The sequence below is a fragment of the Neisseria subflava genome (genome assembly GCF_024205745.1).
GTDB lineage: Bacteria > Pseudomonadota > Gammaproteobacteria > Burkholderiales > Neisseriaceae > Neisseria > Neisseria flavescens_B.
In genome coordinates, this window is record NZ_CP073117.1 from 399,836 (window position 1) to 421,928 (window position 22,093).

Below are 22,093 nucleotides of genomic sequence, written 5' to 3' on the forward strand. Positions count from 1 at the left end.
CTTTAACCTTAATCATCAAATTTCAAACGTATTGCCCAAGTGTAAATCTGGAGGGTTAGAAACGATGAAAAGCCTGCAGCGAATATTCACCCAACAAATGGACAAACCATGAACAAATTTTGCGAAATCACCTTTTGCCAACAAATCGGCAGCAACAAACAGCACAACCAAGATGCCCTTTTTAATGGCGAACAAGTGTTTCAATATAAACTCAAAACCGCTGAAACACGTCTTGAAACCCGTCCACGCTTTATCATCGGGATAGCCGACGGCATTTCCAATAGCAACCGTCCCGAAAAAGCCAGCAAATCAGCCATGCACCTATTAAGCCGTACAGCCCAACTCAGCCGTCAAACCATCAATCATGTACAAGCCACTTTATCTCAAGAGTTGGCAGAGGATTATTTTGGTTCCTCAACCACTTTCGTTGCCGCAGAAATCGATCAAACCACCGGCAAAACCAAAATCATCAGCGTAGGCGACAGCCGCGCCTATTTGATTGATACACAAGGAAAATGGAAGCAACTGACGCAAGATCACTCGATACTCTCCGAATTGCTGGATGGTTTGTCGGATAAAAAAGAAGAAGATTTTGCCACCATATATGGCGGCGTTTCTTCTTATCTAGTAGCAGATTATTCCGAATTCCAAGACAAAATATGCCATATCGAACTTACACTTAAAGCAGGAGAAAGCCTACTACTTTGTTCAGATGGCCTAAGTGACGCCCTTTCAGAAGAAATAAGAGAAAAAATTTGGCAACAATATGATAACGATAAGTCCCGTCTGACTGTATTTCGTAAATTAATTGCGAAACAAAGAGTTTATGATGATATGTCGGTAGTAATTTGTAAGGTTATCCAAACACCCTCTATCTAACCTTTTAACGATCACTGTCATTAGTTTTAAGTGAAATTTGGAATCATCTTTTACCATATCTCTCCATCATTGCATTCGTCCGTCTATCGGATAATCATTGCATTTATTCGATATGTCATGATACTGTTCAAAAAATATGACTATTAGGAGTTTCTCATGTCCGAACAGCAAAAATACTTTTCTACCCAAGACGGTACTTCGCTTTTCTACCGCTATCGCCCTGCTGCCGATGGTTCTTCCGACAAAGCTATTGTGCTGTTCCATCGCGGGCATGAGCATTCCGGTCGGATAATGTTTGTAGCGGATGAGCTGGGTTTTGATGATTTTGCCTATTTTGCTTGGGACGCGCGCGGTCATGGTTACAGCCCCGGTGAACGAGGCGATAGTCCGAGTATCGGCACTTCGGTTGCAGACGTAGATGATTTTATCCGACACATCCAAAACGAATACGGCATCAAACCTGAAAACATTTGCGTGATTGCGCAAAGTGTCGGTGCGGTATTGGTTTCTACTTGGTTGCACGATTACGCGCCGAAAATCCGTTGCGCCGTATTGGCTTCACCTGCGTTCAAAGTCAAACTCTATGTTCCGTTTGCCCGTACCGGTTTGAAAATTATGCAAAAATGGCGTGGCAATTTCTTTGTCAACAGCTACGTCAAAGCCCACTATCTGACTCACAATGTCGAGCGTCAAAAAAGCTACGACAATGATCCGCTTATTGCCCGCGCTATTTCTGTGCGCATCCTGCTGGGTTTATATGAAGCGGCCGAACGCGTCGTTGCCGATGCGCAAGCCATTACTACGCCTGTACAACTGTTGATTTCAGGCAGCGATTGGGTTGTTCATCACAAACCGCAACACGATTTTTACAACCGGTTGGGCAGCCATATTAAAGAACGCCATATCCTGCCCGGTTTCTACCACGATACTTTAGGCGAGCAAAACCGTGAAATCGCGTTTGTTGAAATGCGCCGTTTTATCCGCGAGCGTTTCAATCAGCCTTTGCAACAAGTCGATCTGACTCAAGCGCACTTATTTGGAGACAGCCGTCGCGAAGCTGACGAACTGGCTACACCTTTGCCTGTTTGTACGCCTCGCGGCGCATTTTGGGCAACATATCGCGCCTCGCTCAAACTGGGTTCGCGCTGGAGTGAAGGCTTGAGAATCGGTCAAGAAACAGGTTTTGATTCGGGTAGCACGCTGGATTACGTCTACCGCAATCAACCGCAAGGCAGCAATGCTTTCGGTGTATGGGTGGACAAATACTATCTCAACGCCATCGGCTGGCGCGGCATTCGCCAACGCAAAGTCAATATCGGCAAAGCCATTCAGACGGCCTCAGCCAAACTGCGTGAAGCAGGCAAACCGGTACACGTTTTGGATATCGCATCCGGTCATGGCCGTTATGTATTGGACGCACTGACTGCCGACACATTGCCTGATTCCGTACGCTTGCGCGATTACAGTCCGATTAATGTCGAAGCCGGCCGTAAGCTGATTGCCGAGCGCGGCTTGCAAGAGACAGTAACCTTCAATGAAGTCAATGCCTACGACCGCGCCAATTATCACAATTTACAGCCGCGCCCTACCTTGGGCATCGTCTCCGGCCTGCACGAATTGTTTGCCGACAATGATTTGATTTTGAACTCGCTCTACGGCTTCGGCGAAGCCATTGAAACCGGCGGCTACCTGATCTACACCGGCCAGCCGTGGCATCCACAACTGGAAATGATTGCCCGCGCCCTGACCAGCCACAAAGCAGGCAGCCCAAACTGGGTAATGCGCCGCCGCAGTCAGCAGGAAATGGATCAGTTGGTTGAAAAAGCCGGTTTTGAAAAAATCCATCAATGGATAGACGAAGACGGCATTTTCACCGTGAGCTTGGCAGTAAAGAAATAAAAATAAAGGCCGTCTGAACAATTTTTTAACTTCAGACGGCCTTATTTAAACCATGTACCTATCCATGAAACCCTCCCTCAAAACCTCCCTGCTCAAGCTGATTTTAGTCGGTATCCTGTTTTACACCAGCTACGGCCTCTCCAACCATTACGCGGCATCGTTGGACTATGTGCCTGAAATCGCTTTTGCATGGGAGAGCAATATTCCGTTTTGGGCATGGACGATTGTGCCTTATTGGTCGCTGAACCTGATGTATGCCGCGGCATTTTTTCTTTGCCGTGATACACATGAACAAAACCGATATGTAGCGCACCTTGTCGTCGCCCAACTGATTGCGACTGCTTGCTTTGTGCTGTTTCCGCTACGTTTCGGGTGGCCTAAACCGCCTGCCGATGGGCTGTCAGGCTGGCTGTTTGATTCATTGGCTGCATTTGATTTGCCGTACAACCAAGCACCATCTTTGCATATCGCGTTGGCGATTATCGTGGGTGCATTTTATTGGACGCGCTTTCCCAAAATCCGCCTGCCGCTTTTCTTATGGCAAAGCCTGATTGCCTTGTCGGTACTGACGACTTATCAACATCATTTTATTGACGTGTCGACCGGCGCATTGCTCGGCTGGCTGGTGTTGTGGGCTTTTCCACGTCAGATGACTTCGCCGTTAAAACTGGGTTTGAGTAATGTACGCTCAAGAAAGATTGCGTTGCTGTATTTTCTTGGCGCGTGTTTAATGGCTTTGCCTGCGCTGCTGGGTGGTGTGTGGCTGTGGTTTATATGGATTAGCGTGTCTTTGCTGATGGTGGCCTTTGCCTATTTGACTGGGAATGCAAACATATTCCAAAAACAGGCTAACGGTAAATTATCGGCGGCAGCGACGGTTTTACTATTGCCTTATCTGGTGGGCGTACGGCTAAACATGGCGTATTGGTTACGCGGTAAAGCGAAAACGGCACAAGTCCGCCATGATGTATGGATTGGCAGCGTTTTGGGAATTTCAAACCATCTGCCTGCTGTATTGGATGTATGCGCCGAATATCCCTGCCGTAGCTATCAAGGAGAATATCGCTCCCTACCTTTACGGGATATGGTAACGCCGTCTGAAAACGATTTGGTTCAGACGGCCTCAATATTGGAAACCTTACGCCAAAAACACGGCAAAGTGCTGGTATGTTGCGCTTTGGGTTATGGAAGAAGTGCCGCAGTGGTGCTGACGTGGCTGCTGGTCTATGGTGGCTGCAAAGACTTGGTGCAAGCGAAGGCCGAACTCAAACAGGCTCGGCCGCAAATAGTATTATCGCCGGCCACGGCCCAAGCAGTCGAAGCTGCGGCCAATCGTCTAAAACAAGGATAATGATGAACAACGCAACCGACAGCCGTGTTACTGCCCACCTGCTCTCTACCACACATTATGTTGCCGCCTGCAACGCCTTACTGCTCGCCTTGTCGGTAAAATATGGCGGCGCATGGTTTGCGGTGCAACTTGTCTTGGCAGCAGTTTTGTTGTACTGCCATATCCGTATTCACTTCGATCGTCGCGTGTTCCAAGACTTTGCCGACAACCGCTACTCCCCTGAAGACTTCGACCAATCCTTACAACAAAACGGTTTGCGTCAAATTTCAGGCAACCGTACGTTGACCCAACGAATAAACGGCACACTTTCCCTATGGCGTAAAAGCTTATACCTGACCGCTGCACAATTTTTAATTTTGCTTATCCAAAGCATTTGATTATTTTTGCTGATTTACCCAAACCGAATCCTTAGCGGTATCTCACTCCCAAAGGCAGAAACAATGAAAAACTTCCTCAAAAAACAACTTGCCTGGCTGACCGACCAAGCCTTGTGCCTGTCGGTCTCTTTTCTTACGGGCGTGCGCCCCAAAAGCCCGCACGAGCTGACATTCAATCAGCACCAAAAGGTCTATTATGCCAATCACGGCAGCCATGGCGATTTTGTGCTGGTGTGGATTTCCCTGCCCCGCCGCTGGCGCTTGTCCACGCGTCCAGTCGCCGGTTCGGATTACTGGCTGACAAGCAAACTCAAACGCTTCATCATTCAAAACGTTTTCAACGCCTTGCTGATTCCGCGCCATAGCGATAATCCGCAAGCGATTACCGAACAGATGAAAGACGCGCTAAACGCAGGCGACTCCTTGATTATTTTCCCTGAAGGCACGCGTAACACTGATGACAACACCATCCTACTGCCGTTCAAGTCCGGCATTTATCATTTGGCAAAAAGCAAACCCGATACCGAATTTGTGCCGATTTGGATAGACAACATCAGCCGCGTACTGCCCAAAGGCAAAATCCTGCCTATCCCGCTTTTGTGTGAAGTCCATATCGGACAGCCGCTTACCTTGCAGGAAAACGAAGACAAAGACAGCTTTTTGACACGCAGCCGTGAAGCGCTGCTGGCACTCAGGCCGTCTGAAAACGACCGCAGCGAACTTCGCCAAAATGAACCTGAAGTTCAGCAAAACAAAGGAGGACAAGCATGAGCCTTTCTACGACTTCCCAACAAATCATTGTCGAACAAGCCGCCGCTCATCTGACTCCACAAGCCAGCTATATTTTTGTCGGCGTGTTTGCCGTATTGTGTTTTGCCAGCATCATCGGACAATGGCTCAAGCGCAAAAACGGCGCCGATAATGCCACCATCGCCAACCTCAACGCCCGCATTTACGCATGGTGGCTGATGACGCTGGTGTTACTGGGCGCGTTTTGGTTCGGCAAAATCGGGACGGTTGTACTGTTTTTCCTGATTTCATTTGCCGCACTGCGCGAATTTATGACCCTTGTCTATCGCCGCCGTAGCGACTATTACAGCATGGTTGTCTGCTTTTACCTGCTGCTGCCGGTGCAATACTATTTCGTCTATGACGGCTGGTACGGCATGTTCAGCATTTTTATTCCGGTTTACGGCTTTTTGATACTGCCGATTATTGCCAGCCTCAGCGGCCAAACCGCGCATTTTTTGGAACGTGCCGCCAAAACACAATGGATGGCGATGATTTGCATCTTCTGTCTGTCCCATGTTCCGGCGCTGATGTTTCTAGACTTGGACGGCTTCGATAATAGCAACAATATCCTGTTGCTGATCTTCCTGATTGGCGTGGTGCAAGTATCGGATGTGTTGCAATACGTTTGGGGCAAACTGATTGGCGGTGCAAAAATCATGCCTTCGCTTTCCCCGTCCAAAACCATTTCCGGCACTGTCGGCGGTATTTTGTCGGCCACAGCCATTGCCGCTCTGATAGCGCCGATTACGCCGTTCTCGCACGGCCAAGCAGCCGTTATCGGCTTTATCGTCTGCCTGATGGGTTTCTTTGGCGGCCTGGTTATGTCTGCCATCAAACGCGATTACGGTGTCAAAGACTGGGGCAATATGATACGCGGACATGGCGGTATGCTTGACCGCGTTGATTCGATTTGTTTTGCCGCGCCCGTGTTTTTCCACATCACCCGTTATTTCTGGAACGGCTAAAACTTTAGGCCGTCTGAAAGCTGTTTTTCAGACGGCCTTTAATGCATGAAACTGCCAGCCCTGCCAATTCGTTATACAATACGCGACATTGTTATTACATACACACAACATGAATAAACCCTCTCCAATCTTTCCCATTTTTCTTGCTACGATTATCTTCGCCCTCATTGTTTGGTCAGGTATTAATCCCCATGACCGCGCTGTCTGGTACGCCGAAATCATTCCCGTAGCATCCGTATTCTTCCTTCTGGTTGCCACCTACCGCATTTTCCGCTTCAGCAACCTGGCCTACTTATTCATGAGTTTCTGGCTCATCATGCATTCCATCGGTGCATACTACACTTTTGCCGATGTGCCATTTGAATCCATCAACCGCTTTGTCGAGCCAATTTTGGGCGAAAACCGCAATCATTACGACCGTATTGCCCATTACATCATCGGCTTTTATGCCTATCCAATGGCTGAGTGGCTGCTGCGCCGCAAACTGTGCAACCTGCCGCTGGCCTTATTTTTCTCCCTGTTCTTCATTATGAGCGTGGCTGCCGCCTATGAAATCATCGAATGGCAATATGCCGTCATCGACGGCGGAGAAGCCGGACTGGAATTTTTGGGTTCTCAAGGCGATATTTGGGACGCGCAAAAAGACATGCTTGCCGATACTTTGGGCGCGTTAACCTCGCTGTTTATTTTTGTGTTTACCCGCCCCGATAAACGTTTGGGTTCCTCTTAAATATATCTCTTTAAAATAAAAGGCCGTCTGAAACAGATTTTCAGACGGCCTTTTTTCATTTTTCTATCGTTGTTATTGTAAAAATTAATAAATGCGATAGTTAAAAACATAAGCCGATTTTGAAACAAAATCCGTCATCAAAATTTTTAAGCACATGAAATATATAAAAAACCATGTCTGTTAAGATTTTGTAAACAATATGCCTACGTCAACCTGAATTTTTCGATTTGATTTAAATCAGCATATCTTGTGTCATTAATCCATAAAATATCCGGAATTCTACAAAATATTGATTAACCCGATAGACGTTATCATTAAGATGAGAAACACAAAATGCAGAAAATTCCAGAATTAGTCTGCCCTGCCGGCAACCTGCCTGCACTGAAAACCGCTGTGGACAATGGTGCGGACACGGTTTACATGGGTTTGAAAGATGCGACCAATGCACGAAACTTTCCGGGGCTGAATTTCGATATGAAATCGGCACGGGAAGGCGTAGCTTACGCCCATGCGCGCGGACGCAATGTACTGATGGCCATTAATACATTTGCACAAGCCGGCCAAGTGGAGCGTTGGCACGCTGCTGTGGATACGGCGGCGGATTTGGGTGCCGATGCGATTATTGTAGCCGACCCTGCCATCATGGCGTATGCGGCAGACAAACATCCGAATTTACGCCTGCATATGTCGGTACAAGGTTCGGCCACCAATTACGAAGCCATCAATATGATGAAGGAGCTGTTCGGCATCCGTCGTGCCGTTTTGCCGCGTGTACTGACCATCGATCAGGTCAAACATGTGATTGACAATACTGATGTGGAGATTGAAGTTTTTGGCTTCGGCAGTTTGTGTGTGATGGTGGAAGGCCGTTGCATCTTGTCGAGCTATGCAACAGGCGAATCACCCAATATGCAAGGTGTCTGCTCTCCGGCAAAATCCGTCCGCTGGGAACAACTGCCCGACCGCATGAACGTACGTCTAAACCAGGTATTGATAGACCAATACAAACCCAATGAACCCGCAGGTTATCCAACCTTGTGCAAAGGCCGCTTTGAAGTCAATGATGAAACCTACTATGCTTTGGAAGAACCGACCAGCCTAAATGTTTTGGAAATGTTGCCCGAACTCATCAAAATCGGTGTGTCCGCCATCAAAATCGAGGGACGCCAACGTAGCCCGATGTATACGGCGCAAGTAACCAAATCCCTGCGCCAAGCACTGGATGCAGCCGCAGCCGACCCGTCGCATTTCAAAGTCAATCCGTCCTGGAACAATGCCTTGAGCAAAGTTTCGGAAGGTCATCAGACAACTTTGGGCGCATACAACCGCCCATGGAAATAAGGGGGAAAAAATGAATTCATTGAAATTGTCGCTGGGCCCTATTTTATTTTTCTGGCAAAAAGAAGCCCTGCTGGAATTTTACGTTTCCATGCTGGATACGCCGTTGGACACGGTCTATTTGGGCGAGGTAGTCTGCTCACGCCGTCAGAAAATGCGTTTTGCTGACTGGTTCGGACTGGCTGAAGACCTGGCAGAAAGCGGTAAAGAGATTATTCTTTCCTCACAAGTCCTGCTCGAAAGTGAATCTGATCTGAAACGCCTACGCAAAATCACGGAGCAGGGAAAGTTCAAAGTTGAAGCCAACGACATGGGGGCGGTTAAATTGGCACGCGAACACGGTATCCCGTTTGTTGCCGGTGCAAGCCTGAATATCTACAACGAAACCACTTTGGACGTATTCCGAAAATTAGGGGCATTCCGCTGGATTGCACCGTCTGAGCTGAGCCGCGATAAGGTTGCCGAAATCATCAAGGCTTCAGACGGCATTGAAACCGAACTCTTCGCTTGGGGTAAAATGCCGCTCGCCTATTCATCACGTTGCTTTACCGCCCGCCATTACAATCTGAATAAAGACAGTTGCGAGTTCCGCTGTCTCGACCACGAGCACGGTATGGCCATGAATACGCGCGAAGGCCAGCCGTTTCTCACCATCAACGGCATCCAAACCATGTCTTACGGCTGCCAAAACCTACTGCCCCACCATGAAGACTTAAATAAAATCGGCATGAATATGCTCAGACTGTCGCCACAAATGCACGGCATGGCTGAAATTATCCAAATTCACCGTAATGTATTGGACGGAAAAGCCACATGGGAAGATGTTCGCCCCGAGTTGGAACGGCTGACTACCGGAACGCTGGTTGACGGTTATTGGCGCGGTCAGCCCGGTATTGAAACTGTGAAGGAGACATATTATGGCGCTGCCTGAAATCATATTACCCAAATGGATGGCGAAAATCGGTACCAAACTTCCCGGCAAGCCTCCGCGCTTTGTTTTAGTCTCCGTATTGAATACCATGCTGAAAAAAGGTTTACTGCCTGCCGATATGGAACTTTTTGCCGGAAGAAAATTCGAAATCGAAGTTTTGGATGCCGGTATTAAAGTGCGGTTTAGTGCCAATACAGAAAAATTCCTGGATGACAACTTCAGCGGTACCCCCGATCTGAGGCTGGCCGCCAACGGTATAGACTTCATGCGCATGATGATGCGCGAGGAAGACCCCGATACCTTATTTTTCAACCGTAAATTGCAAATTGAAGGCGATACGGAATTGGGATTAATTACCAAAAACTTACTCGACAGTGTCGAGTGGCCTTTCAGCGAATGGTTCCTGAAACGCAGTACATCCACTTTGGATTGATTAATTTTGGTTGAAACAAGAACAAAGGCCGTCTGAATGTTTCAGACGGCCTTATATATTTAGTCTCTTTAATATGTCTTTTCTTATCGGCTTTATCAAATATAAAAAAGCGTACCTTGTTAGGTACGCTTTTTTCAATCCGACTCAAAATTAGAATTTCGCGCCAGACTCGTTTGCCATAAAGTCTACAGCTGCTTTAACTTCATCATCGCTCAGGCTGCCATTACCACCTTTAGCCGGCATAGAATTAAAGCCTTCGATAGCATGTTTGTGCAGAGTGTCTTTACCTTGTTTGATGCGAGGAGCCCAGTCTTCTTTTTTACCCACGACAGGAGCGCCTGGAATCAAACCGCCATGACATGTTTTACAGTTGGCTTCAAAAACAGCTTTGCCATCTACCTTAACCGGAGCCGCTTCTGCTTTTTCAGCAGGTTTGGCTTCAGTAGCCGGAGCAGCTTTAGCATCTGAAGCAGCTTTATCGGCAACAGGAGCTGAAGCAGCCGCCGGAGCAGAAGCATCGGCAGGTTGAGCTGCCGGAGCAGGCTCGGCTTTTTTAGCAGGAGTTTTTTTACCGTCTTTGTTGGATAAACCCCAAACATAGGCGGTCATGATGTGCAGCTTGTCTTTGTCGAGGAAGTGACCCCAAGCAGGCATTTGGCTGCTGCGGCCGTTGGTAATGGTTTCGGTAATCGCTTTTTGAGTACCTCCCCACAACCATACATCATCGGTCAGATTCGGGCCGAGGCCTTGGATACCTTGACCTTTGTCGCCGTGACAAGTGAAACAGTTGGCAGGTGGGCCACTAAACAGGGCTTTACCGCGTTCTGCACGTTCTTCGTCGTATTGACCTTTAGGTTTAGAAAGAGACATAACATACTGTGTTACGTTTTTCACGCCTTCTTCACCCAAAGCAGGACCCCATGCAGGCATGGCGGCAGTACGGCCTTTTTCAATGGTTTCCTGAATCTTTTCAGGTTCACCGCCCCACAACCAGTCGTCGTCAGTCAGATTTGGGAAGCCTTTAGAGCCTTTGGCATCTGAGCCGTGACATTGGATACAGTAGGTATTGAACAGGTTTTGTGCAATAGCACGGGCTTCAGGATCTTTAGCCACTTTTTCAATCGGCATATTGGAAAATTTAGCATACACTTTACCGTATTGCTGATTGGCTTTGGCAACTTCTTCTTCATATTGGCCATGGCTGCTCCAGCCCCACAGGCCTTTGTAATCGCCGATACCGGGATAGATAATCAGATAGCCGACGCCAAACAACCATGTGCAGACATAAAGCCAAAACCACCAATGTGGCAGAGGGTTGTTGTACTCCGAAATACCGTCCCACTCATGACCCGTGGTTTTTACTTCTTCGCCTTTTTTAGGGCGTTTCACAACATTTTGCGAAAGCAGAAGCCAAGCCAGGCCGATGAAGCTGAGCACGACGATAACGGCAATATATATATTCCAGAAACTACTGGTAAATTGGGATGTTGTGTTCATTATTTTGCTCCGTGATCACGGACTGACTGAGCTTGATCGTCCTTTTCAGACGGCCTTTGCTCGTCATTATCGAAAATACTGCTGGCTGCATCATCATAGTTTTTCTTATTGCGTCTATTGAACACAATATAGAGGACTAAAATAAAGCTGATGAATACCCAAACAGTAAAGAGCGAGCGAGCCCAGTTAGCGTCCATGATGTTACCTTACGTTTTTCAATGCCAAGCCCAAGCCTTGCAGGTAGGCGATAACAGCGTCCAGCTCTGATTTGTTGGCCAGCATTTCAGGTGCTTTGGCAATTTCTTCATCGCTGTAAGGTGTACCCACTTTACGCAGGGCTTTCATATGCGCCACAGTTGCCTCGGCATCGACTTTATTGCGTGCGAGCCATGGGAATGCAGGCATATTGGACTCCGGCACAACGTCGCGCGGGTTCAGCAGGTGGATGCGGTGCCATTCATCGGAATAACGGCCGCCGACACGAGCCAAATCCGGACCGGTACGTTTAGAACCCCATTGGAACGGATGGTCATAAACAGACTCACCGGCAACGGAGTAGTGGCCGTAACGTTCAGTTTCTGCACGGAATGGACGAATCATTTGAGAGTGGCAGTTGTAGCAGCCTTCGCGTACGTAAATATCACGACCGGCCACTTGCAAGGCGTTATATGGTTTCACGCCTGGCGCAGGTTCAGTAACTGCCTTGGAGAAGAACAGCGGGACGGCCTCGATCAGAAGGCCGACGCTGACTACAAGCAGGGTGAATACAATCAGTACACCGACTTTTTCTTCAGCTAATTGTTGTAATTTCATTTTGGTAGCCTATCTTTCTTATCATTAGTGGTGCTGAGTTTGAGAAACCGCAGGAATCTCAGCATCAACTGCTTTACCACTGATAGCAGTACGGTAAACGTTATATGCCATGATGCACATACCGCTCAGGTACAGAAGACCGCCGGTGAAACGAATCATGTAGTAAGGCATGGTACGTTTTACAGATTCGACAAAGGAATAAGTCAGTGTGCCGTCTTCGTTCAAAGAACCCCACATCAGGCCTTGCATCACACCGGCAATCCACATCGCGGCGATATACAGAACCACACCGATGGTTGCAATCCAGAAATGCGCTTCAACCAATTTGGTGCTGTACATTTCGTTTTTACCGAAGAGGCGAGGGATCATGTAGTAAACGGAACCGATGGTTACGAAGCCTACCCAGCCCAATGCACCGGCGTGAACGTGTGCAACAGTCCAGTCAGTGTAGTGGCTCAGAGCGTTAACAGTTTTGATAGACATCATCGGGCCTTCGAAGGTAGACATACCGTAGAAGGACAGAGATACGATCAGGAATTTCAAAATCGGGTCGGTACGCAGTTTGTCCCATGCACCAGACAGAGTCATGATACCGTTGATCATACCGCCCCAAGAAGGTGCGAACAGGATCAAAGACAATACCATACCCAAAGATTGAGTCCAGTCAGGCAATGCGGTGTAGTGCAAGTGGTGAGAACCTGCCCACATATAAGTGAAAATCAAAGCCCAGAAGTGAACGACGGACAAGCGGTAAGAGTAAATAGGACGGCCTGCTTGTTTTGGTACGAAGTAGTACATCATACCCAAGAAGCCGGCTGTCAGGAAAAAGCCCACCGCATTGTGGCCGTACCACCATTGAACCATCGCATCAATCGCACCAGCGTAAACCGGGTAAGATTTCATCAAACCGGCAGGGATGCTGATATTATTGACGATGTGCAACAGCGCAACAGCCAAGATGAAGCCGCCGTAGAACCAGTTGGCAACGTAAATATGTTTGATTTTACGTTTGGCAATCGTACCGAAGAATACGATAGCGTAGGCAACCCACACCAGCGTAATCAAAATGTCGATAGGCCATTCCAACTCGGCGTATTCTTTACCTTGGGTGTAACCCATAGGCAAGCTGATAGCCGCAGCCACGATGACAGCCTGCCAACCCCAGAAGGTAAATGCAGGTAACCAACCGCCAAACAGACGGGTATTACATGTACGTTGAACAACGTAGTATGATGTACCGATCAAACCGCAACCACCGAATGCAAAAATAACCGCATTGGTATGCAGCGGACGCAGGCGGCCAAAGTGGAACCAAGGTCCAATTTCAGATAAATCAAGGGATGGAGCAAATAATTGGGCGGCTACAATTACACCGACCAACATGCCCACAATACCCCAAACTACAGTCATGATGGCGAACTGGCGCACCACTTTGTAGTTATAAGTTTGTGTGTCCATGGAAGTCTCCATAAATTATGGGTATAAAAAATTTTTATCTCACCCCAACCCTTACGTTTATGAAAAGCGCAATACGGCTAAGGCTCAAATTTTTCTAAATTTAACATAGACACCACAACATGCCAAGCAAAATTACATTCCATATTGCATAAAACCTTTAGTGAGACATAATCTCATTTCTTTTATAATCAATAAATTATTTAAACATATCCAATAAATAGGGCACAGCATTTTTTCAAGCCCCCTTTTTCGTACAGATTTATTGATATAGATTAAACCTAACCTTTTAAAACACTTATCCTTAATAAACTTTAGCAAACTATACGATAGCTATGATTAATTACAAAATTACCCCCAACTTTCTGTCTCATGAATGGCACATCACCTTATCATTCACCCAACCCAATGATTCTGAAACAGAAATAAGCCTGCCCAACTGGGTTCCCGGCAGCTATCTCATCCGTGACTTTGCCCGCCACATCACACACATCAGCGCGCACTGCAACGGTAAAGCCCAGCCGCTGACGCAAACCAGCAAAAACCATTGGCGAACCCCAGACCTCAGTGGAGCGTGGGAAATTTACTACACCGTCTACGCATTCGACTTATCTGTTCGCGGCTCGTTCCTCAGTACCGAGCGCGGCTTTTTCGACGGCGCATGCCTCTTCTTAAAAGTACACGGACAAGAGGAACAATCGCACCAAGTCGAATTTTCCACCCTGCCACACACATGGCAGATAGCCACAACACTGCCCCAAATTTCGGCGACTACTTTTCAGACGGCCTCATATACCGAGCTTATTGATTACCCCGTCGAAACAGGCATCATCGAATTCCTCGACTTTGAGGCACAAGGCATTCCCCACCGTATTGCATTAAGCGGTATCTATCCTGATTTCGACCGCGCCCGTTTCCTCGCCGATATTCAAAAAATCTGCGAAACCGAGTTGGCGATGTTCCCCTCCCCTGCCCCGTTTACCGAATACCTTTTCCTACTACATCTGGGCGACAACCTCTACGGCGGACTGGAGCACATCAGCAGCACCGCCCTACTTACCGACCGCCACAGTCTGCCATCTTACGACATGGGCGAAGCCGACAAAGCCTATACAGAACTGCTCGGTCTCTTCTCCCATGAATACTTCCACGCATGGAACGTCAAATCCATCAAACCGGCTGTCTTCGCACCTTACAATCTCGACCAAGAAAACTACACCGAGCAACTTTGGGCATTTGAAGGCATTACTTCCTACTACGACGACCTCTTTCTAGCCCGAAGCAAAACCATCAGCCCCGAAGCCTACCTTACCCTGCTTGCACAAGGCATCACACGCGTACAGCAGACACAAGGCCGTCTGAAACAAACACTTGCCCAATCCAGTTTCAGCGCGTGGGACAAGTTCTACAAACAAGACGAAAACAGCCCCAACGCCATCGTCAGCTACTATCAAAAAGGCGCACTGGCCGCACTTTGCCTCGACCTCATCATCCGTGAAAAAAGCCAAGGCAAATACACCCTCGACAGCGTGATGCAGCAACACTATCGCGACTGGTGCGACACCCATCAAGGCATACCCGAAAAACACTGGCAAACCCGTTGCCAAGAAATGACCGGTTTAGATTTAGCAACCTTCTTTCAGACGGCCTTATACAGCACCGAAGACCTTCCGCTCGCAGAATGTCTGCAAAGCGTAGGTGTCAAACTCGACTTTATCTCCCTGCCACGCCAGCACGGCGGAGCATTTGCAAACGAACCCCAATCGGTTGCCCCCGCCAACGATTTCGGTGCACGTTTCAAACAAAACGGCGACCATGCTGTCCTGACTCATGTATTTAATGGCGGCAGCGCAGAAAATGCCGGACTCTGCCCACAAGATAAAATCATCGCCTTAGGCGGCTATGCCTGCAACGACCTTGCAGCGCAGTGGGGAAAACTGCCTATCGGCACGCGCACCACCATCCACTTCTTCCGCCAAGGCCTATTGCGTGAAACCAGCATCACAGTTCAAGCGGCAGAAGCCAATACCGCCCTGCTGCACATTACCGATCGCCAACAACTCGAAAACTGGTTGTACAATCATTAAATAAAACTTCAAACGGCCTACCACTTTCTAGGCCGTCTGAAATCTACATATCCGCTCAATATAAAGAAAGGAAAAACTATGCCCATCCGTAAACTGACCGACTCCCTCTATATCGCCCCCCAACTGACCGAAGCCGATGTCCAAGAAGCCGTACGTCTCGGCATCCAAACCGTCATCTGCAACCGCCCGGACGGCGAAGAAGAAAACCAACCGGATTTTGCCGAAGTGCAAAACTGGTTTAAAGAGGCCGGCATCAACCAATTCTCACACCAGCCCGTTGTTGCGCCTCAAATCAACGCAGCCGATGTTGCAGCCTTCCAAAATCTGTTGCAACAATCTCCGGCTCCTATCCTTGCCTTCTGCCGTACCGGCACTCGCTGCTCCCTGCTTTGGGGTTATCATCAAGTGCAACACGGCGCATCTGTAGCCGAAGTAGTTGCCGCAGCCGAACAGGCAGGCGTCAATCTCAGCAACTTTGAAGCCCGCCTGCAAGAAGCCAAAGATAAAGGTTTAGCTTAATTGTATAAGTAGTAGCCTTTAAACCAATCAGGCCGTCTGAAACCCATTTTTCAGACGGCCTGATGACTTTTATTCACAATCAAACCTTATTTTTAATTTATTTCCACTATCCTAAAAATATATTTTCTAAATCAAGCCCGAATTGACCTGTATCAATACCCCAACCCTATTTTCATTTATAATGCCTTTCAATGCTTCAGGGCCAAGCCCGAATCCTCCAGTTTCCCCCTATAAGAGCCAGCTCTCTTATTAAATGATTTTTCTTTCCTCTTGATGTGTGTGTGTTTGGGTGTGGCCGAAAGCCACCCCCTTTTTTTTATACCTACCTCTTTTAAGGCCGTCTGAAAACTTTCAGACGACCTTTCCTTTCCTCTCACAAAAATAGTATAAAATCCCCTTATCGTTCAAACCACAAACTCAAAACGCCATGGTTAATAAACTCACTCCCCCTCCAAACCTGCCCGATCCGCAAGACCTCCGCGCCGTTATCGCTTACAACATGCGCCTCTATCGCGTTAATCACGGCTGGTCGCAAGAAGAACTGGCGCGCCAATGCGGACTTGACCGCACCTACGTTTCCGCCGTCGAGCGCAAACGCTGGAACATCGCCCTTTCCAACATCGAAAAAATCGCATCCGCGCTTAAAATTGCCCCTTACAAACTCCTCCTTCCTCCGCAAGAAATGCTCCGCCAAATGACCGAGCCTGCCGATACCCAAGCCTAATTCACAACCAGACACCATCATGACCGCCGCCCAACAAGCCATCCAAACCTACCGGCAGCAAAAAGCCGCAGCAGAAACCGCCTACCGCCAAAACAACCGCCCTACCGCTTACTTCCGCGACCATATCACCGCTGCCGAAACCCTGCTGCAGACCCTCTGGCAAATCCACTTCCCCGACAGCGACGACATCAGTCTGATTGCCATCGGCGGCTTTGGGCGTTGCGAACTCTATCCCCATTCCGACTGGGATTTAGCGATTATTTCCTCCACTCCTTTTTCAGACGGCCTACAACAACAAACCGCCCAATTTATCCAAACCCTTTGGGACGCACGCCTCAATCCGGCCATCAAAAGCGGCAGCATAGAAGAAATCCTCCAAAGTACCCAAAACGACATTACCGGCGAAACCGCCTTTCTTGAAGCACGCCACCTACAAGGCAATGCCAACCTTACCGCCCAACTTCTAAACAAACTCAACATACGCCGCGACACAGCCGCCTTTATCGAAGCCAAACTCCTCGAAATGGAGCAACGCCATACCAAATCCCAAGGCACAGGCGCACAACTCGAACCCAACATCAAAACCTGCCCCGGCGGCCTACGCGACATCCACACCCTTATCTGGACAGCTAAAGCACAAGGCATAGACAGCAACCCCACCGCCCTCGTTACCGCCGGCGTCCTCACACGCACCGAAGCCGGCATGCTGGCTCATGGCTACCGCCGTCTCGCCAACATCCGCATTCACCTCCACCTTACCGCCGACCGCCCCGAAGACAGGCTGCTTTTCGACTACCAGTCCCAAGTTGCCGAAAGCTTAGGCTATACCCAACCCGACATCCGCGGCCGAAGCGAAGCCCTGATGCACACCTTCTACCGCGCCACCAAAGCCATCAAACAACTCAACGGCATCCTTATTCCGGTTCTCAAAAACCATCAAACCTCCAGCCGTCCCCGACATATCCACCCCATCGACAGCCGCTACAAACGCATCGGCCACCAAATCGCCGCCAACGACCTTGCCCTGTTCGAGCAAAATCCCGAACACATCTTCACCATCATCCAAACCATGCAGGAGCAAAACATCACCACCATCGAGCCGCAAACCCTGCGCGCATGGTGGGCGGCCACACGAAAAATCAATACCCGTTTCACCCAAAACCCAGAAAACCGCCGCCGCTTCATCCAATTCTTCAAACACGGCACCGGCCTTACCCAAACCCTCCGTTTTCTCAACCTCTACGGCGTACTTGGCCGCTACCTCCCCGCATGGGAAAAAATCACCGGCCTGCTCCAACACGACCTCTTCCATATTTACCCCGTAGACGACCACATCCTGACCGTCGTCCGCAATATGCGCCGTCTCGCCATCGAAACCCACAGCCACGAGATGCCCGAGGCTAGCGCCATCATGCAGGCCTATCCACGACCACATATCCTCTACACCGCCGCCCTGCTGCACGACATCGCCAAAGGCCGTGGCGGCGATCACGCCAAAGAAGGCATCAAAGACGCACAACAATTCGCCGCCAACCACTACTACACCGAAGAAGAACGCCACCTCCTCGCATGGCTGGTTGAAAACCACCTGCTCATGTCCACCGTTGCCCAAAAAGAAGACATCCAAGATCCCCATGTCCTCCAAGCCTTTTGCCGCCGTATTCCCACACGCGAATACCTCGACGCACTCTACCTGCTTACCATTGCCGACATCCGCGGTACCAACCCCAAACTTTGGAACACATGGCGCGCCAGCCTGCTTCAAACCCTCTACCACAGCACCGCCGCCGTTTTAAACAGCAAACACCACGATCCCGAACGCCTCCCCAACCGACGCGAACAAGCCTCGACCGATCAGCTCACACGCGCGGCCGTTCCCCTCAAAAACCAACAAAAGCTCCGCCGCATCCTCGGCAGCGCATACTACGTCCGCCATCAGACGCGGGAAATCCTCTGGCACACCGCAAACCTCGCCTACGACACCCAAAGTCCGGCCGTCCGCAGCCGTATCCTTCCCCAAAGCAACAGCCTTCAAGTCATGGTGTTCATGCCCAATGGCGACCGCCTATTCGCACGCCTCTGCCGCATCTTCAGCAGCCACCGCTTCGACATCCAAGCCGCCCGCGCCTTCATTACCGAGCACGACTACATCCTCGACACCTTTATCCTCCAACTTCCCGACAACCTTCCGCCCGAAGAATATCCCGACCGCCAAAGCGCACTCGAAGCCGAACTCAACAGCTTCATCCACGGCAATACCACCGTCCAAAAACAAAGTGGCCGCCCGCACATCAGCCGCCGCATCCGCCACATCCCCATTCCGCCTACCGTGATCATTACCCCCGAAGAAGATTATCCCGGCTGGCACACCATAGACATCACCGCCGTCAACCGCCCCCATCTCCTCGCAGACATCGCCGAGACCTTCTTCGCACACAACATCAGCCTGCGCTACGCCAAAATCACAACCTTGGATCAGCGCATTGAGGACAGCTTCATCACCTACAGCCCATCCCTGCAAGACCCGCAAACTCAAAATACCCTAAAGCAGGCATTGATCGAAGTCTTGACCCCATAAAGGCCGTCTGAACATCTTAAAAACATAGGGTGAGCATTTTTTGCTCACCCTAATCGCACCCAAAAATATAAACATCCTGAATATACCCTTCTAAAACACTCAAGAAATCCAAAGCCTTAAAATTTGAAACCAGAACTTCCTTCTGACATAAAACTACATTCTAAAATCATAACCCAAATGAATATAATTCCAATAACAAAATTTCATTCACCTATTACACTAGATCCTCTTTAAAAATCCTTCCTTCCAAATTTTCTCCTTATCCGCATTCAAACGAAATACGCATACAAAATAAAACCCATAAAAAACAAAAAAATAAAATCACAAAATCTTAAACTCACCGATTAATCCATAAAAATACCGCCCATCTAAATCAATTAACATATTATTAAACCGAGCTTAATTTCTGACAAAAAACGTCACATGCCCAAGCTCGCACACACTCTCTGTCACAAAAAACACAAAACTGACAAAAAACGTCAACCACCTAATTTCCCTAAAATCCTGAAACTTTCAAACAAAATCACAAAAAACTTAAAAATTAAAAAATAATACCAATAAAAACAATAAACAAAAAATAAAAAATAAAATTTTTAACCAGTTTTGCGCACTTGGCACACAGACTGCTAGAAACAACACGTCCGATAAGGCCCAAGCCTCAAAGCAACAAGCCCGACGGAAGCTGTATATTCCTTCTTACTTTATGGTTTACTCATAATACATAGTGCCAAGCACATTACGGACTTTTTACTTAAACATAATTATTCACACTTTCAAACTGGAGTTTTAAACAATGAAAGCAATCCAAAAAGGTTTCACCCTGATCGAATTGATGATCGTCATCGCCATCTTGGGCATTTTGGCCGTAATCGCTCTGCCTGCATACCAAGACTACACCATCCGCGCTAAAGTATCTGAAGGCTTGAGCTTGGCCGAACCTGCAAAATTGGCAGTAGCAGAAACTGCTACTGCTTTAAATGGTTTGACCTCAGTTAAAGGTATCAATGGTACTGACAAGGGTAATACGGGTTACGAGTTTCCTGAAAATGGTAGTGAATATGTAAAATCTATTACTATTGCAAATGGTGGTGTAATTACAGTAACAAGTAAAAATACTGGTGCAGATGCAAATAAAGATCCTGTATTTACTTTAACCCCTTCTCAAGCAAATGCTGAGGCACCTATTAAATGGGTATGTAAATTTTCTGTTGGCGAGCCTAAACATGTTCCTGCCAACTGCCGCTAATATTGGTATTGCAGTCTAAAATATAAGCAAATCCCATAACGCGGTTATGGGATTTGCTTTATAAAAATAAAAAACTTGAAAACGATACCCTCAAATGAATACCCCACTTCAAGCCCAAAAAGGTTTTACCCTGATTGAGCTGATGATAGTTATCGCCATCCTCGGTATTCTGGTTGTTATCGCCGTGCCTACCTACCAAAACTATATCGGCAGGGCGCAAGCCTCCGAAGCACTATACCTTGCCGATGACCTGAAAACCGAAATCAGCATTGCCTCAGCGATAAATAACCGCCTGCCCAATGCAGAGGATGTCAGCAAACAAGGCGCAATCGGCGTTACCGCTCAACGCATCGGTGGCACATACATCCAAAACGGTGGCGTAACTGTAGAAGCAGATACAGGAAAAATCAGTATTCCTTTCGATAAAGGGCAAAACAAAGGCAAAGTCCTGACCCTGACCCCTTATCGAATTAACAATGACTCGACTTGGTTGTTTAACTGGCAATGCGGCGGAACACTGGATCCGATGATGATTCCCGCCATGTGCCGAGATAACTCAAACGGATAACGACCAAGCACATACCCTAAGAAAAACACAAAATACATTGCGAAGAAAACATACATTGCGAAGAAAACACCCCAAACAAAGCCAAATACAAACGCGGAAAACGAATCAAAGCAAAAGAACAAAACTCTCCAAAACAAGGTCATTAAGAGCCTGAATTATCACATTACGAAAATAAATGCCGTCTGAAATTCATTTTCAGACGGCCTCTTTATATCCAATCCTAATATGATATAAAGCTTTGACCTTGATTAGTTTCAGACGGCCTTCATCTTTTCACCACTACATAAAACAAATTCGCAACACTCCTTATAAGACAATTTGTCGCCCATCTGAACTCAATATATAATTTAACCATACAAGTCTTTATTTTTAAGCATTTTTCATTTTTAAAACATACATTATCTACACTGGGAGAACCATCATGCCTCATCTAAACTTGGATAAAACGGATTTAAAGATTCTGCAGGTTTTGCAGGAAAATGGGCGGTTGAGCAATGTTGAGCTTTCTGAAAAGGTGGCGCTCTCCCCTTCTCCCTGCCTGCGCCGTCTCAAACAGCTTGAAGATGCGGGCATTATTCAAAAATACGCCGCCCAGCTTTCTCCCGTATCTTTGGGCTTGGGTTTGCAGGCTTTTATCCGTGTTTCAATTAGCAAGGCAAAAGATGCGCGTGAGGATTTTTCCGAATCTGTCCGCGCTTGGCCGGAAGTATTGAGCTGCTTTGCTTTAACGGGCGAAACCGACTATCTGCTCCATGCGTTTTTTACCGATATGAACGCGTTTTCCCATTTTGTTTTGGACACGCTGCTTTCGCACCACGGCGTGCAAGATGCGCAATCGAGTTTTGTGTTGAAAGAAATTAAAAACACGACCGCTCTGCCTTTGGTTCATTTGGTTCAGGATTGATGATTTA

Annotated in this window: 21 protein-coding genes; 17 read left to right on the forward strand and 4 right to left on the reverse strand. The window is 48.0% G+C overall.

What is annotated here, in order from left to right:
• Window positions 1–108 precede the first annotated feature (108 nt).
• The 10 genes from KCG55_RS01925 to ubiT all read left to right on the forward strand — a co-directional run bounded on the left by KCG55_RS01925 (window position 109) and on the right by ubiT (window position 9,695).
• On the forward strand, window positions 109–879 hold the full coding sequence (locus KCG55_RS01925; protein WP_254323232.1) for a PP2C family protein-serine/threonine phosphatase: 771 nt from the start codon (window positions 109–111) through the stop codon (window positions 877–879).
• A 156-nt stretch (window positions 880–1,035) separates the two neighbouring features.
• Entirely contained in the window at window positions 1,036–2,778 is a 1,743-nt protein-coding gene (locus KCG55_RS01930) for a bifunctional alpha/beta hydrolase/class I SAM-dependent methyltransferase (protein WP_254323233.1), read from the forward strand.
• Between the two features lie 64 nt (window positions 2,779–2,842).
• Window positions 2,843–4,129, forward strand: coding sequence for a phosphatase PAP2/dual specificity phosphatase family protein (locus KCG55_RS01935; RefSeq protein WP_254323234.1), 1,287 nt, complete (start codon window positions 2,843–2,845; stop codon window positions 4,127–4,129).
• A gap of 2 nt (window positions 4,130–4,131) precedes the next feature.
• On the forward strand, window positions 4,132–4,506 hold the full coding sequence (locus KCG55_RS01940) for a hypothetical protein (RefSeq protein ID WP_254323617.1): 375 nt from the start codon (window positions 4,132–4,134) through the stop codon (window positions 4,504–4,506).
• 63 nt (window positions 4,507–4,569) lie between these two features.
• The gene (locus tag KCG55_RS01945) at window positions 4,570–5,277 is read left to right on the forward strand and encodes a lysophospholipid acyltransferase family protein (RefSeq protein ID WP_254323235.1); all 708 of its coding nucleotides are present in this window, start codon (window positions 4,570–4,572) and stop codon (window positions 5,275–5,277) included.
• Complete coding sequence (locus KCG55_RS01950; RefSeq protein ID WP_254323236.1) at window positions 5,274–6,263, forward strand: phosphatidate cytidylyltransferase; 990 nt, start codon at window positions 5,274–5,276, stop codon at window positions 6,261–6,263. The genes KCG55_RS01945 and KCG55_RS01950 overlap by 4 nt, the downstream gene beginning before the upstream one ends.
• Window positions 6,264–6,372: 109 nt before the next feature.
• Window positions 6,373–6,993 carry a DUF2238 domain-containing protein gene (locus tag KCG55_RS01955; protein WP_049348280.1) on the forward strand — a complete coding sequence of 207 codons (621 nt, stop codon included), beginning with the start codon at window positions 6,373–6,375 and terminating at the stop codon, window positions 6,991–6,993.
• Window positions 6,994–7,326: 333 nt separating this feature from the next.
• Window positions 7,327–8,334 carry a ubiquinone anaerobic biosynthesis protein UbiU gene (gene ubiU / locus KCG55_RS01960; protein WP_003748766.1) on the forward strand — a complete coding sequence of 336 codons (1,008 nt, stop codon included), beginning with the start codon at window positions 7,327–7,329 and terminating at the stop codon, window positions 8,332–8,334.
• A gap of 10 nt (window positions 8,335–8,344) precedes the next feature.
• Window positions 8,345–9,262 carry a U32 family peptidase gene (locus KCG55_RS01965; RefSeq protein ID WP_254323237.1) on the forward strand — a complete coding sequence of 306 codons (918 nt, stop codon included), beginning with the start codon at window positions 8,345–8,347 and terminating at the stop codon, window positions 9,260–9,262.
• The gene (ubiT, locus tag KCG55_RS01970) at window positions 9,249–9,695 is read left to right on the forward strand and encodes a ubiquinone anaerobic biosynthesis accessory factor UbiT (RefSeq protein ID WP_219088866.1); all 447 of its coding nucleotides are present in this window, start codon (window positions 9,249–9,251) and stop codon (window positions 9,693–9,695) included. Before KCG55_RS01965 ends, ubiT begins: the two co-directional genes overlap by 14 nt.
• Window positions 9,696–9,845: 150 nt before the next feature.
• Here the strand turns inward: ubiT and ccoP are convergent, their stop codons facing one another.
• The 4 genes from ccoP to ccoN are packed head-to-tail and all read right to left on the reverse strand — an operon-like array spanning window position 9,846 to window position 13,463.
• A complete protein-coding gene (gene ccoP, locus KCG55_RS01975) occupies window positions 9,846–11,192 on the reverse strand; it encodes a cytochrome-c oxidase, cbb3-type subunit III (protein ID WP_254323238.1) in 1,347 nt (448 codons plus the stop codon).
• Window positions 11,192–11,389, reverse strand: a complete 198-nt coding sequence (locus KCG55_RS01980; RefSeq protein WP_003748776.1) for a cbb3-type cytochrome oxidase subunit 3 — start codon at window positions 11,387–11,389, stop codon at window positions 11,192–11,194. The genes ccoP and KCG55_RS01980 overlap by 1 nt, the downstream gene beginning before the upstream one ends.
• A gap of 4 nt (window positions 11,390–11,393) precedes the next feature.
• Complete coding sequence (ccoO, locus tag KCG55_RS01985) at window positions 11,394–12,005, reverse strand: cytochrome-c oxidase, cbb3-type subunit II (RefSeq protein WP_063075589.1); 612 nt, start codon at window positions 12,003–12,005, stop codon at window positions 11,394–11,396.
• Window positions 12,006–12,029: 24 nt separating this feature from the next.
• Window positions 12,030–13,463: a cytochrome-c oxidase, cbb3-type subunit I gene (gene ccoN, locus KCG55_RS01990; RefSeq protein ID WP_188209933.1), complete on the reverse strand. Its 1,434-nt coding sequence runs from the start codon at window positions 13,461–13,463 to the stop codon at window positions 12,030–12,032.
• Between the two features lie 332 nt (window positions 13,464–13,795).
• On the opposite strand from ccoN, the gene KCG55_RS01995 reads away from it, so the two are divergent.
• From KCG55_RS01995 to KCG55_RS02030, 7 genes are all read left to right on the forward strand, one after another.
• Window positions 13,796–15,547, forward strand: a complete 1,752-nt coding sequence (locus KCG55_RS01995; RefSeq protein WP_254323239.1) for a M61 family metallopeptidase — start codon at window positions 13,796–13,798, stop codon at window positions 15,545–15,547.
• Between the two features lie 78 nt (window positions 15,548–15,625).
• A complete protein-coding gene (locus KCG55_RS02000; RefSeq protein ID WP_254323240.1) occupies window positions 15,626–16,066 on the forward strand; it encodes a TIGR01244 family sulfur transferase in 441 nt (146 codons plus the stop codon).
• A gap of 427 nt (window positions 16,067–16,493) precedes the next feature.
• Complete coding sequence (locus KCG55_RS02005) at window positions 16,494–16,790, forward strand: helix-turn-helix domain-containing protein (protein WP_003684318.1); 297 nt, start codon at window positions 16,494–16,496, stop codon at window positions 16,788–16,790.
• 19 nt (window positions 16,791–16,809) lie between these two features.
• Window positions 16,810–19,368 (forward strand): [protein-PII] uridylyltransferase, encoded by a 2,559-nt coding sequence (gene glnD / locus KCG55_RS02010; protein ID WP_254323241.1) that lies wholly within the window; start codon window positions 16,810–16,812, stop codon window positions 19,366–19,368.
• A gap of 793 nt (window positions 19,369–20,161) precedes the next feature.
• Window positions 20,162–20,614 (forward strand): pilin, encoded by a 453-nt coding sequence (locus KCG55_RS02015; RefSeq protein ID WP_254323242.1) that lies wholly within the window; start codon window positions 20,162–20,164, stop codon window positions 20,612–20,614.
• A gap of 94 nt (window positions 20,615–20,708) precedes the next feature.
• Window positions 20,709–21,182, forward strand: a complete 474-nt coding sequence (locus KCG55_RS10565) for a pilin (RefSeq protein WP_283255525.1) — start codon at window positions 20,709–20,711, stop codon at window positions 21,180–21,182.
• A 421-nt stretch (window positions 21,183–21,603) separates the two neighbouring features.
• A complete protein-coding gene (locus KCG55_RS02030; protein ID WP_003684427.1) occupies window positions 21,604–22,086 on the forward strand; it encodes an Lrp/AsnC family transcriptional regulator in 483 nt (160 codons plus the stop codon).
• Window positions 22,087–22,093 lie beyond the last annotated feature (7 nt).

Excerpts from the sequence above, each read along its gene's own strand:
- KCG55_RS01925 (WP_254323232.1), top strand. The coding sequence starts at position 109 with ATGAACAAATTTTGCGAAATCACCTTTTGCCAACAAATCGGCAGCAAC.
- KCG55_RS01930 (WP_254323233.1), top strand. The coding sequence starts at position 1,036 with ATGTCCGAACAGCAAAAATACTTTTCTACCCAAGACGGTACTTCGCTT.
- KCG55_RS01935 (WP_254323234.1), top strand. The coding sequence starts at position 2,843 with ATGAAACCCTCCCTCAAAACCTCCCTGCTCAAGCTGATTTTAGTCGGT.
- KCG55_RS01940 (WP_254323617.1), top strand. The coding sequence starts at position 4,132 with ATGAACAACGCAACCGACAGCCGTGTTACTGCCCACCTGCTCTCTACC.
- KCG55_RS01945 (WP_254323235.1), top strand. The coding sequence starts at position 4,570 with ATGAAAAACTTCCTCAAAAAACAACTTGCCTGGCTGACCGACCAAGCC.
- KCG55_RS01950 (WP_254323236.1), top strand. The coding sequence starts at position 5,274 with ATGAGCCTTTCTACGACTTCCCAACAAATCATTGTCGAACAAGCCGCC.
- KCG55_RS01955 (WP_049348280.1), top strand. The coding sequence starts at position 6,373 with ATGAATAAACCCTCTCCAATCTTTCCCATTTTTCTTGCTACGATTATC.
- ubiU (WP_003748766.1), top strand. The coding sequence starts at position 7,327 with ATGCAGAAAATTCCAGAATTAGTCTGCCCTGCCGGCAACCTGCCTGCA.
- KCG55_RS01965 (WP_254323237.1), top strand. The coding sequence starts at position 8,345 with ATGAATTCATTGAAATTGTCGCTGGGCCCTATTTTATTTTTCTGGCAA.
- ubiT (WP_219088866.1), top strand. The coding sequence starts at position 9,249 with ATGGCGCTGCCTGAAATCATATTACCCAAATGGATGGCGAAAATCGGT.
- ccoP (WP_254323238.1), bottom strand. The coding sequence starts at position 11,192 with ATGAACACAACATCCCAATTTACCAGTAGTTTCTGGAATATATATATT.
- KCG55_RS01980 (WP_003748776.1), bottom strand. The coding sequence starts at position 11,389 with ATGGACGCTAACTGGGCTCGCTCGCTCTTTACTGTTTGGGTATTCATC.
- ccoO (WP_063075589.1), bottom strand. The coding sequence starts at position 12,005 with ATGAAATTACAACAATTAGCTGAAGAAAAAGTCGGTGTACTGATTGTA.
- ccoN (WP_188209933.1), bottom strand. The coding sequence starts at position 13,463 with ATGGACACACAAACTTATAACTACAAAGTGGTGCGCCAGTTCGCCATC.
- KCG55_RS01995 (WP_254323239.1), top strand. The coding sequence starts at position 13,796 with ATGATTAATTACAAAATTACCCCCAACTTTCTGTCTCATGAATGGCAC.
- KCG55_RS02000 (WP_254323240.1), top strand. The coding sequence starts at position 15,626 with ATGCCCATCCGTAAACTGACCGACTCCCTCTATATCGCCCCCCAACTG.
- KCG55_RS02005 (WP_003684318.1), top strand. The coding sequence starts at position 16,494 with ATGGTTAATAAACTCACTCCCCCTCCAAACCTGCCCGATCCGCAAGAC.
- glnD (WP_254323241.1), top strand. The coding sequence starts at position 16,810 with ATGACCGCCGCCCAACAAGCCATCCAAACCTACCGGCAGCAAAAAGCC.
- KCG55_RS02015 (WP_254323242.1), top strand. The coding sequence starts at position 20,162 with ATGAAAGCAATCCAAAAAGGTTTCACCCTGATCGAATTGATGATCGTC.
- KCG55_RS10565 (WP_283255525.1), top strand. The coding sequence starts at position 20,709 with ATGAATACCCCACTTCAAGCCCAAAAAGGTTTTACCCTGATTGAGCTG.
- KCG55_RS02030 (WP_003684427.1), top strand. The coding sequence starts at position 21,604 with ATGCCTCATCTAAACTTGGATAAAACGGATTTAAAGATTCTGCAGGTT.